The organism is Mesorhizobium sp. M7A.F.Ca.AU.002.02.1.1 (assembly GCF_003998535.1).
Taxonomy (GTDB): domain Bacteria; phylum Pseudomonadota; class Alphaproteobacteria; order Rhizobiales; family Rhizobiaceae; genus Mesorhizobium; species Mesorhizobium ciceri.
On sequence record NZ_RZPB01000141.1, the window covers coordinates 1 to 10,476 of the forward strand.

Here is a 10,476-nt window from a genome sequence, read left to right on the forward strand (position 1 = left end):
CGCCGGGCGACGTTCAGAAGACCCCCGCCGTGATCGCCGCCTATCTCGGCAGCCGCACGGCGCTCGCCAAGACCGCAACGCCTGAAAACCAGACCGCATAGACCGCAACGACCAACGACAAAAATCCAGAAGGAGAACCGACATGCCAAGCCTCTATCGCCTCCATCGCGCCGCCTTCTGCGCTGCCGTGTTCGGCATCGCCACCATTTCGACGGCCAGCGCCGAGGAGATCATCATCGGTGCCGCGACCGCGCAGACAGGCGGTCTTGCCCCTTACGACCAGCCGGCACTTGCCGGCCTGCGCATGTCGCTCGACGAACTCAACGCCAAGGGCGGGTTCGGCGGCAAATACACCGTCAAGCTGCTGATCAAGGACACCCGCTCCGACACCGCGCAGACCGCCACGGTCGCGCAGGAGCTGATCGATGCCGGCGCCAAGATCATGATCACGCCGTGCGATGCCGATCCCTCGATTTCCGCCGGCCAGCTGACCCAGCCTCTCGGCATTCCGACCCTGACGCTGTGCGGCTCCGCCCCGGTGCTCACCGGCGCGGTCGGCGATGTCATGTTCGGCACCTATCCCGCCGACAATGTACAGGCGACGGCGGTTGCCGACTTCGCCGTCTCCGAAGGCAAGAAGAAGGTGTTCCTGCTGACCTCGCCGGACTCCACCTACACCGCCAATCTGCCGGAATATTTCGGCAAGGTGTTCGAGAAGAAGGGCGGCACCATTGTCGGCCGCGGCACTTTCAGCATGGGCCAGCCCGACTTTTCCGCCGAGATCACCAACATCAAGGGCTTGGCCGATAAGCCCGACCTGATCATGACGGCGGCCTATGAGCCCGATTTCCCAGCCTTCATCCAGCAATTGCGCGGCGCCGGCGTCACCATCCCGGTCTATGGAGCCGATGCCATCGGTACGCCGACCATCAAGGCGCTCGGCAAATTGGTCGACGGCGTCGTCTACACCGCGGCCGGCTATGCCGAGCCGGGCAGCAAGCTCGAAGCCTTCAACGCCGCCTTCACCAAATATGCCGGCCATGCGCCGGAATCGACCTATGAGGTCAATGGCTACGAGATCGGCCTGATCCTCGACCAGGCGGTCAAGACGGCCGGCTCCGACGACCCGAAGGCGATCCGCGACGCCATCGCCGGCCTCAAGGATTTCGAGGGCATCACCGGCAAGATCACCTATGCCGGCACCGACCGCATGCCGCTGCGGCCAGTGGCGCTGATGCGCTACGAGGGCGGCGAAGGCAAGCATGTCGAGACCCTGATCCCCGAAGCCGCCGACGTTCCGGCGCCGTGATGTCATGCTGAGCGTCGAAGCCCTGAAAATCCGGTACGGCGAGGTCGAGGCGGTGCGCCGCGTCGACCTCGCCGTCGACAGCGGCGAGATCATCGCCCTGGTCGGCGCCAACGGTGCCGGCAAGAGCTCGACGCTCGGCGCCGTCGCCGGGCTGGTGCCGGCGGCATCGGGCAAGGTGGTCTTCGACGGTGTCGACATCACCGGCCTGGCGCCGGAGGCGATCGCCCGCAAGGGCGTCGCGCTGGTTCCGGAAGGCCGCCGCATCTTCGCCAGCCTGACGGTGGCCGACAATCTGCGTCTCGGCGGCGCGGTGCATCAGCCGGCGGCCGAGGCGCGGCTGCGCGAAGAGGAGATGCTGGAGCTGTTCCCGATCCTGCGCCGCTACCACCGCGTCAAGGGCGGCAATCTGTCGGGCGGCGAACAGCAGATGCTGGCCATCGCCCGCGCGCTGATGGGCAAGCCGCGCATGATCCTGCTCGACGAGCCCTCGCTCGGCCTTGCCCCGCAACTGATCGACACCGTCTTCGACCTGATCGCCGAACTGCGCCGCAAGGGCCTGACCATCCTTCTGGTCGAACAGAATGTGGCGCTGGCGCTCGAAATCGCCGACCGCGCCGTCGTGCTCGCCAATGGCGAAGTGGTGCTGTCGGGCAGGGCAAAAGAACTCGCCTCTTCGGACCTCGTCCGCCAGGCCTATCTAGGAGCTTAAGAAGCATGATCGCGCAGCAGATCATCAATGCGGTGAGCCTCGGCGGCGTCTATGCGCTGCTGGCGCTCGGGCTGGCGATCGTCTTTTCCATCGTCGGCCTGATCAACTTCGCCCATGGCGAACTGATGACGCTGTCGGGCTATGCGCTGCTGGCCTCGCTGGTGCTTGGCTTTCCGTTCCCGGTGGCGGTGCTTGTCGCCGTGTCCTGCGGCGCGCTCGCCGCTGTCGCCATGGAGCGCATCGCGTTCAGGCCGATGCGCGGCGCCAGCGTCACCAGTCTGTTGCTGACCAGCTTCGCTGTCTCCAGCCTGCTGAAGGTCGTCTTCCAGAACGGCATTTCGGCGCGGCCGCAGGCTGTCGCCATGCCTGGCTGGATGACCGGCGCTTTCTCCTTCGGCGATTTCACCATCGGCGTCGGTCCCAGCATCTCCATCGTCGTCTCCGCACTGGCGCTGATTGCGCTGGAAGTCTTCCTGCGCCGCTCGGTGACCGGGACGGCGATGCGTGCCGCAGCGGAGGATTTCGACGTCGTGCGCCTGATGGGCATTCCGGCCAGCCGCATCATCGCCACCGCCTTCCTGCTCTCCGGCCTGCTCGCCGGGCTGGCGGCCATGCTGTGGGTGGCGCAGCGTGCCTCGGTCGACCCGCTGATGGGTTTCACGCCGGTGCTGAAGGCGTTTATCGCCGCCGTCGTCGGCGGGCTCGGCAGCTTGCCCGGTGCTGTCGCCGGCGGCTTCCTGCTCGGCATCATCGAGGTGCTGCTGCAAGCGACATTGCCGGGAGCGATCGCGCCCTATCGCGACGCCATCGTGCTGTCGGGCGTCATCGCCGTGCTGCTGGTTCGCCCGCAAGGCCTGATCCCGGCGGTTCGCGCCCAGCGAAGCTGACCTGATGTATACCAAGCCCGAGTTCGCGCCACTGTCGCGCGACGAGGTGTTCGGCCTGATCGAGGCCGCGGCCTTTGCCACGGTGGTGACAGCGGGACCGCAGGGCCTTGTCGTCTCTCATCTTCCCTTCGTGCTCGATCGCGCGCGGGGTGAAAACGGAACGCTGATCTCGCATCTCGCCCGGGCCAATCCGCACAGCACCTTGATCAGCGAAGGCAGGGAGACGATCACTGTCTTCCACAGCCCGCATGGCTACATCTCGCCGTCCTGGTATCCGCGCAATCCGGTGCGCGACAGCGCGCCGACCTGGAACTTTGCCGTCGTGCATTGTCATGGGCATCCGGTGCCGCTCGACGATCACGGCACCGCCCGGCATCTCCTGCAGCTTGTCGACGTGCTGGAGAAGGATCGCGACGATCGCTGGGGCATGCGTGAGCTCGGACCAGGCGGCATGGAGCGGCGCATACCTGGTATCATAGGGTTTGACCTGCCGATCGGGCGGCTCGAAGCCAAGTTCAAGATGGGCCAGGATGAGCGCCTCTACGACACAGGCGGAGCCATCAGGGTGCTGGAGCAAAACGATCCGGCGCTGGCAACAATGATGAAGGCACACAACGCGCATCGCCAGGACTGAGCGCCTGCATGCGGCAAGGATAAGAAAAAATGATCCCCAATCTCAACATCGTGCCCTTCGTCAGCGTCGATCATATGATGAAGCTGGTGCTGAAGATCGGCGTCGAACGCTTCCTCGTCGAACTCGCCGGCTACATCGAGAATGATTTCCGCCGCTGGGAGCTGTTCGACAAGACGCCGCGCGTCGCCTCGCACAGCGCCGAGGGTATCATCGAACTGATGCCGACCAGCGACGGCGAAGTCTACGGCTTCAAATATGTCAACGGCCATCCCAAGAACATGCGCGAGGGACGCCAGACCGTGACCGCCTTCGGCATGCTCGCCGACGTCCACAATGGCTACCCGGTATTGCTGTCCGAAATGACCATCCTGACGGCGCTGCGCACGGCGGCGATGTCGGCTCTGGCCGCCAAGTACCTGGCGCCGGCCGGCTCCAGCTGCATGGCGCTGATCGGCAACGGCGCCCAGGCCGAATTCCAGGCGGTGGCCTTCAAGGCGCTGCTCGGCGTCGACAGGCTGAGGCTTTACGATATCGACCGCTCGGCCACCGAAAAATGCATCCGTAATCTCGCCGGTCTCGGCTTCGACATGGTCGCCTGCGGCACCGCGCAGGAGGCGGTCGAGGGGGCTGACATCATCACCACCGTCACCGCCGACAAGCAGTACGCCACCATCCTCACAGACAACATGGTCGGCTCCGGCGTGCACATCAACGCGGTCGGCGGCGACTGTCCCGGCAAGACCGAATTGCATCGCGATATCCTGCTGCGCTCAGACATCTTCGTCGAATACCCGCCGCAGACCCGCATCGAGGGCGAGATCCAGCAGCTTGCGCCGGATCATGAGGTGATCGAGTTGTGGCAGGTGATGTCAGGCGCCGTGCAAGGCCGGCGCGATTCCGGCCAGATCACGCTGTTCGATTCGGTCGGCTTCGCCATCGAGGATTTTTCGGCGCTGCGCTATGTCAGGGATCAGCTGAAGTCGACCGGCCTCTACCAGGAACTCGACATGCTGGCCGACCCCGACGAACCGCGCGACCTGTTCGGCATGCTGTTGAGGGCGGCCCAGCAGGGTTGAGGCATAGAGTGTTCAGCCAGCCGAACCCCACATGGCATCCGGCACCACCACCAGCTTGCCGACGAAATCCTTGGCAATGAAATCCGCCTGCGCATGGTGGAAATCGGAGAGCTTGTAGACGCCACCGACCAGCGGCCGGATTTTCTTCGCCTCGATGTAACCAACGATGCGACGGAAATCCGCGCGCGTGCCCTGGCTCGAACCATGCAACTGCAACTGCTTGAGATACATGGTCCTGAGATCGAGTTGCACGACCGGACCGGCAATCGCGCCGGCGGTCGTGTAGCGGCCTTCGGGCCTGAGAATACGCAAGAGGTCGTTGAAGATCGCGCCGCCGACCAGGTCGGCCACCACGTCGATCGGTTGGCCGCCGGTCGCTTCAATCACGGCTTGCGGCAGGTCTGCGACGCCACGGGTGATGACCGCCTCGGCGCCGATGTCCAGCACCGCCTGTTCCTTGCCCTTGCCGACGACGGCATAGGGAATGGCGCCGCGCGCCCGTGCCAGTTGCACGATGCCGGAACCGACGCCGCCCGAGGCGCCGGTGACCAGCACGCGCTCGCCGGCCTTCAAGCCGGCGCGCTCCAGCATCTGTTCGCCGGTCAGGTAAGCGCAGCAGAAGGTGGCGAGTTCGACGTCGCTCATGTCGGTATCGACGACATGCGTATTCTCGGCCGGCACGGCCTGGTATTCGGCGTAGCCGCCGTCGCGGCCATGGCCCATATAGTCGATGTCGGCGAGCGAATCGTCGTCGCGATTGTAGATGGAGAAATCGACCATCACCCGTTCGCCGATACGCTCCGGCGACACGCCTTCGCCGACGGCGGCGATGGTACCGACGGTGTCGGTGCCCTGGATGCGCGGGAAAACAAGCGTGTTGCCCTGGCGCCGCCATGTCGACACGGCGGCAGCGTCCTCCTCCGTGCCATAGGCGCCCTGGCGCACCCAGACATCGGTGTTGTTCATGCCGCAAGCGCTGACCTTGACCAGCACTTCACCTGGCGCAGGCGCGGGCACTTTCACATCGCTGCGGTAGACGAGTTTTTCCGGCCCGCCGTGCCCGACAAGCAGCACGGCGGCCATGGTGGCGGGGAGGGTTCTGGTCATGGCATTCATAGTCGATCTCAGAGATTGGCAAACACGCTCTTGACCGCATCGGCGGTCTTCGACACGACGATGTCGGCTTCCTCGCGGGTCAGGCAGAGCGGCGGCGCGAAGCCAAGAATGTCGCCCTGCGGCATGGCGCGGCCGATGACGCCGCTTGCGGCAAGCGCTGTCGCCACCTGCGGTCCGATCTTCTGCGAAGCGTCGAAGAACACCCGGTCGTCCTTGTCGGCAACGAATTCCACCGCTGCCAGCATGCCGTCGCCGCGGACGTCACCGACATTCTTGTGGCCGCCGACCGCCTTGGCCAGCTCGGCGCGGAAATAGGCGCCGGTCTCCTTGGCATTTGTCACAAGATCCATCTCGTCGATCAGCTCGAGATTGGCGACGCCGGCGGCAACGCAGATCGGATGTGCCGAATAGGTCCAGCCATGGCCGAGCGAACCGAGCTTGTCGGAGCCCTCAACCAGCACCTGCCACATCTTGTCGGCGACGATGACGCCCGACAGCGGCGCATAGGCCGAGGTCAGGCCCTTGGCGATGGTGATCAGGTCCGGCTTGATGCCGTAATGGTCGGAGCCGAACATGGTGCCCAGTCGGCCGAAGCCCGTCACCACTTCGTCGGCGACCAGAAGCACGTCGTACTTCTTCAACACCGCCTGGATCTTTTCCCAATAGCCGGCCGGCGGCGGCACGATGCCGCCAGTGCCGAGGATCGGCTCGCCGATGAAGGCAGCGACGGTTTCCGGGCCTTCGGCCAGGATCATCTCCTCGAGCTTGTCGGCACAATGCTGCGAAAACTGCTCCTCGCTCATCGAACGGTCGGCGCGGCGGAAGTAGTAGGGTGCCTCGGTGTGCAGGATCGGCGCGCGCGGCAGGTCGAAGGCGTTGTGGAACAGGTCGAGCCCGGTCAGCGATCCCGTCATCACGCCCGAGCCGTGATAGCCGCGCCAGCGCGAAATGATCTTCTTCTTCTCCGGCCGGCCGAGCACGTTGTTGTAGTACCAGATCAGCTTGATGTTGGTTTCGTTGGCATCCGAACCGGAGAGGCCGAAATAGACCCGCGACATGCCCTGCGGCGCGCGATCGATGATCATCTTGGCCAGCGTGATCGAGGCCTCGGTACCGTGGCCGACATAGGCGTGGTAATAGGCGAGGTTCTTCGCCTGGGCGGCGATGGCGTCAGCGATCTTCTGGCGGCCGTAGCCGACATTGACGCAATAGAGCCCGGCGAAGGCATCGAGGCTCTTCCTGCCATTGTTGTCCCACACGGTGACGCCTTCACCGCCGGCCATGATGCGTGTCGGGCTTTCGCCCCGCGCGTGCGTGCCCATATGGGTCGAGGGATGGAAGAAGTGGTCGCGATCCCAGGCGGCGAGTTCGTTGGACTGGTCGAGCATTTTTTAACTCCTTGAGGGATGGCAGGACGAACCTAGGCGACGTCCAGACAGAGATACTTCAGATCGGTGAAGGCTTCGAGCCCGTGGCGCGAGCCTTCGCGCCCGATGCCCGATTGCTTGACGCCGCCGAACGGGATCGGCGCGCCGGTGATCTTGACGCGGTTGATGGCGACCATGCCGTAGTCGAGCGCGCGGCCCATGCGCTGCTGCCGGCCACCATTCTCGGTCACGACATAGGCGACGAGGCCATACTCGGTGGCGTTGGCGCGGGCAATCACGTCATCCTCGCTGTCGAACGGCGTCACGGCGGCAACCGGGCCAAACGTCTCCTCGCGCATGATCAGCGCTTCGTCACTGACATCGGCCAGCAGCGTCGGCTGGTAGAACAGCGGGCCGGCCTGGTGCCGTTTGCCCCCGGTGAGGCAGCGCGCGCCGTGAGCGATGGCATCGGCGACCTGTTCCTCCACCTTCTTGATGGCGCGCTCATGCATCAGCGGCCCGATGTCGATCTTCTCGGCTAGGCCATTGCCGGTCCGCAGCGTCTCGATGCGCTTGGCGAAGGCGGCGCAGAACCGATCGTAGATCGGACGCTGGACGTAGATGCGGTTGGCGGCGAGGCAGTCCTGGCCCGACGTGGCGAATTTGGCGTCGATGGCGATATCAACCGCTTTGTCCAGATCTGCATCGGCAAAGACGATCAGCGGGGCATGACCGCCAAGCTCCATCACCAGCCGCTTCATGGTCGGCGCGCTCTGGGCGGCGATCAGCCGGCCGATCTCGGTCGAGCCGGTGAAGCTCATGGCACGCACGCGCGGATCTTCGCACATCCGGCCGACGATCGTCGAAGCCTTGCCGGTGACGATGTTGAAGACGCCCACGGGCAGGCCGGCGCGTTCGCCGAGTTCGGCCAGCGCCAGCGCCGACAGCGGCGTTTCCGAGGACGGATGCGCGACGATGGTGCAGCCGGCGGCAAGGGCGGCGGCCGCCTTACGGGTCAGCATGGCCGACGGAAAATTCCACGGCGTGACAACGCCGACGACGCCGAGCGGCTCGCGCCGCACCATCATCTCGGCGTTCGGCAGATGGCTGGTGACGCTCTCGGCGTTCGGGCGTTTTGCTTCTTCGGCATACCATTCGACGAAGGAGGCGGCGTAGTCGATCTCGCCCAGCGATTCCTGCAGAGGCTTGCCCTGTTCAAGCGTCATCAGCAGAGCCAGATCATCCTTGGCGCCGACGATCAGCTCGAACCATTTTCGTAAAATTTTCGAGCGCTCCTGCGGCAACAGCGCCCGCCAGGCCGGGAAGGCGCGCGCCGCGGCATCGATCGCCTTTGTCGTCTGCCGGCCATCGAGCGCGGCGACGAAAGCGACGGTCGTGCCGGTGGCCGGATCGGTGACCTCGAAGCTTTCGGCAGCCTCGCTTGCGGTCCAGTGGCCATCGACATAGGCCAGTTCGCGCAGCAGCCGGCGGTCGGCGAGGCCGTCGAGCGCTTCATGGCGATGCGAGCGGGCGAAATGCGCGGACATGGTCAAAGCCTCCCGGTTCGGACTGATAAGGGAAGACTATCCGCCCGATGCAGATAGAGAGGCTGTTTGGAAGTCCTGACGTAGAGAGACTCTCTCTATCGGGTTGCCCGGCGAGAGAATCTCTCCGCTCCTATGACGACGCCGGCAAAAGCTCTGCGATGGGCAGCGCCACCTCGTCCTTCACGGTCTTGATGACGATGTAGGTGAAGTAACGATCGATGCCGATCTCGCGGTCCAGCAAGCCATCGACCAGCCGCTGATAGGCGTCGATGTCGCGCGCCATTACTTTCAACAGATAGTCGACGCCGCCGCCGACAGACCAGCAGGCGACGATCTCGGGAACATCGCGTATAACGCGCTCGAAGCGGTCGAAATCGGCCTGGCGGTGGTTTGCCAGCGTCACCTCCATCAGCACGGTGGCAACGGGTGCCACGACGCGCATGGCGATCCTGGCGTGATAGCCCGAGACGATGCCGGCCTTTTCCAGCTTGCGCAACCGCATCCAGCACGGCGTCGGAGACAGGCCGACCTGCTCGGCCAGCGCCAGCTTGGTGATGCGTCCGTCGCGCTGGATGGCGTCGAGGATTTTCAGGTCGATCGGGTCGAGTTTCGCTGATGTCATCAGGGCTCACTTTTTCGTCCGAGTACCATGACGGCGCATTATTTCGATTGTCAATTGCACTGATTTCGATCTCTAATAAGTCATGACATTGTGGCAACCCGATCCCGCGCTTATCCGGCGGCCGGCCTATCAGTCGCTGGCCGACCAGTTCGCGCGCGCCATCCATGACGGACGCCTTGCCAATGGCGCGCGGTTGCCGACCCATCGCAGGCTGGCCGACGACCTCAAGCTTTCGGTGCAGACGGTCAGCCGCGCCTATGAGGAACTGATCCGGCGCGGCCTGATTTCGGGCGAGATCGGCCGCGGCAGCTTCGTCCAGACGCAGCGCCGCGAGCCCGAGCCGCCCTATCTGCCGGAGCGGCTCGGTGAAGTCATCGACCTTTCGATCCTGAAACCGGTCTGCGAGCCGATGCATCTTGAGCGGCTGAAGCAGGCACTGGGATGGCTGGCTGAGAACCTGCCGTCGAGTTCAGCACTTTCGTTCCGGCCCAACATGGTGTTTCCCCGCCACCGCGCCGTCGCCGTCGAATGGTTGAGACTGTGCGGCCTCGATGCATCGCCGCAGAACGTCAGCCTGACCAACGGCGCCACCGCCGGCATGACAGTGGCGCTGATGAGCGTCGCGCCGCCGGGCTCTACGGTCGCCACGGAGGCGATCGGCCACCATACGCTGGTGCCGTTGGCACGCTATCTCGGCTTCAACCTGGAAGGCCTGCCGATCGACGACAACGGCCTGATTCCGGAAGCGCTGGACGAGGCCTGCCGGCTTTCCGACATCCGCGCGGTCTTCGTGCAGCCCTCGGTCATCAATCCGACGGCGACGCTGATGGATGCGCGGCGGCGAGAAGAGATCGCCGCGGTCGCGCGCAAGCACGATATCGCCATCATCGAGAACGATGTGCTGGGTCCGCTGGTCGAAGACCGGCCGCCGCCGGTTGCCGCGTTCGCGCCGGAGCGCACGCTCTACGTCACCTCCTTCACCAAGATCACCGTGCCCGGCCTGCGCATCGGCTATCTGGCCGCACCCGACCGCTACGTCGCCGCCGTCGCCAACCGGCATCTGGTTTCGAACTGGATGGCGACGCCGCTGGTGGCCGAGATCGCCACCAAATGGGTGACCGACGGCACGGCGATGGAGCTTGTCCACTGGCAGCGCGCGGCTTTGCGGCGCCGGCAGGATATTGCAGCGCAGGTGCTGGCGGGGGTCGA

The 10,476-nt window shown here is 64.9% G+C and carries 10 protein-coding genes; 6 read left to right on the forward strand and 4 right to left on the reverse strand.

The window, feature by feature from the left end:
• The first annotated feature begins 142 nt into the window (after nucleotides 1-142).
• Genes EN879_RS11570 through EN879_RS11590 form a run of 5 tightly spaced genes read left to right on the forward strand, consistent with a single transcriptional unit; the run spans nucleotide 143 to nucleotide 4,615 of the window.
• Nucleotides 143-1,309, forward strand: coding sequence for an ABC transporter substrate-binding protein (locus EN879_RS11570; RefSeq protein WP_063170112.1), 1,167 nt, complete (start codon nucleotides 143-145; stop codon nucleotides 1,307-1,309).
• Between the two features lie 4 nt (nucleotides 1,310-1,313).
• Nucleotides 1,314-2,018 carry an ABC transporter ATP-binding protein gene (locus tag EN879_RS11575; protein WP_063170113.1) on the forward strand — a complete coding sequence of 235 codons (705 nt, stop codon included), beginning with the start codon at nucleotides 1,314-1,316 and terminating at the stop codon, nucleotides 2,016-2,018.
• A gap of 5 nt (nucleotides 2,019-2,023) precedes the next feature.
• A complete protein-coding gene (locus EN879_RS11580; RefSeq protein WP_027035600.1) occupies nucleotides 2,024-2,905 on the forward strand; it encodes a branched-chain amino acid ABC transporter permease in 882 nt (293 codons plus the stop codon).
• A 4-nt stretch (nucleotides 2,906-2,909) separates the two neighbouring features.
• The gene (locus tag EN879_RS11585; RefSeq protein ID WP_063170114.1) at nucleotides 2,910-3,539 is read left to right on the forward strand and encodes an FMN-binding negative transcriptional regulator; all 630 of its coding nucleotides are present in this window, start codon (nucleotides 2,910-2,912) and stop codon (nucleotides 3,537-3,539) included.
• Nucleotides 3,540-3,568: 29 nt separating this feature from the next.
• On the forward strand, nucleotides 3,569-4,615 hold the full coding sequence (locus EN879_RS11590) for an ornithine cyclodeaminase (protein WP_063170115.1): 1,047 nt from the start codon (nucleotides 3,569-3,571) through the stop codon (nucleotides 4,613-4,615).
• A 12-nt stretch (nucleotides 4,616-4,627) separates the two neighbouring features.
• Here EN879_RS11590 and EN879_RS11595 read toward each other — a convergent pair whose 3' ends face one another.
• The 4 genes from EN879_RS11595 to EN879_RS11610 all read right to left on the reverse strand — a co-directional run bounded on the left by EN879_RS11595 (nucleotide 4,628) and on the right by EN879_RS11610 (nucleotide 9,267).
• Nucleotides 4,628-5,731: an alcohol dehydrogenase family protein gene (locus EN879_RS11595; protein ID WP_063170116.1), complete on the reverse strand. Its 1,104-nt coding sequence runs from the start codon at nucleotides 5,729-5,731 to the stop codon at nucleotides 4,628-4,630.
• Nucleotides 5,732-5,739: 8 nt separating this feature from the next.
• On the reverse strand, nucleotides 5,740-7,119 hold the full coding sequence (locus EN879_RS11600) for an aspartate aminotransferase family protein (protein WP_063170117.1): 1,380 nt from the start codon (nucleotides 7,117-7,119) through the stop codon (nucleotides 5,740-5,742).
• A gap of 32 nt (nucleotides 7,120-7,151) precedes the next feature.
• Nucleotides 7,152-8,645, reverse strand: coding sequence for an NAD-dependent succinate-semialdehyde dehydrogenase (locus EN879_RS11605; protein WP_063170118.1), 1,494 nt, complete (start codon nucleotides 8,643-8,645; stop codon nucleotides 7,152-7,154).
• Between the two features lie 130 nt (nucleotides 8,646-8,775).
• The gene (locus EN879_RS11610; protein WP_013530324.1) at nucleotides 8,776-9,267 is read right to left on the reverse strand and encodes an Lrp/AsnC family transcriptional regulator; all 492 of its coding nucleotides are present in this window, start codon (nucleotides 9,265-9,267) and stop codon (nucleotides 8,776-8,778) included.
• A gap of 82 nt (nucleotides 9,268-9,349) precedes the next feature.
• On the opposite strand from EN879_RS11610, the gene EN879_RS11615 reads away from it, so the two are divergent.
• Nucleotides 9,350-10,476, forward strand: a 1,127-nt coding sequence (locus EN879_RS11615; protein WP_164774379.1) for a PLP-dependent aminotransferase family protein, incomplete at its 3' end; no start/stop codon positions are given.